Origin of the sequence: Nocardia veterana NBRC 100344, assembly GCF_000308855.1 — a bacterium.
Lineage (GTDB): Bacteria > Actinomycetota > Actinomycetes > Mycobacteriales > Mycobacteriaceae > Nocardia > Nocardia veterana.
Genome location: NZ_BAGM01000165.1, coordinates 1 through 525, shown reverse-complemented (window position 1 = coordinate 525; position 525 = coordinate 1). Strand labels below are relative to the sequence as shown.

Here is a 525-nt window from a genome sequence, read left to right as displayed (position 1 = left end):
AAAACCGGAAATTCGATATTCACAGAGGAAGAATTCCCTTTTCTCGGCCGCATACAGATTTGCCAATTCTTCACTGGCGGGCCGAGCTGGACGCTTAAACTGACCCGGCCGCACCTGTGAAACATGCCAGAGGGTCGGGGCTCTCGAAGATATTCGCCCAGGAGGTGTGAAATGCCGAAGACCTGCCATCGGCGCCTGTCACGTCCGATGTTGATCGCGAGCATGGTGCCGCTCGCGGTCTTCCTCGGCACCGGAGTAGCCACCGCATCCCCCGCCGACGTCGTTGCGTCCCCGGTCGATCCGGCGCAGGCGCCCGCCGTGTCCCTGCCTGCCGTGCCACTGCCTGCGCTGTCCCTGCCCACTGTGCCGTTACCTGCCGTGGACGTACAGTCGCTGGCGAACGACGTGCAGCGGGTCATCCCCTTCCCACTACCCCCGCTCCCCGCCGAAGTCGCTGCCCCCGAACAGAATTCGGTCGCCGGTTCCGATCCCTCCCCGATCGGGACGGCGAATGCCCTCCCCGCC

The 525-nt window shown here is 64.6% G+C and carries 1 pseudogene; it reads left to right on the top strand.

The window, feature by feature from the left end:
* Positions 1–171 precede the first annotated feature (171 nt).
* Positions 172–525 (top strand): annotated as a pseudogene (locus tag ON37_RS33910) (hypothetical protein); the annotation flags it as partial.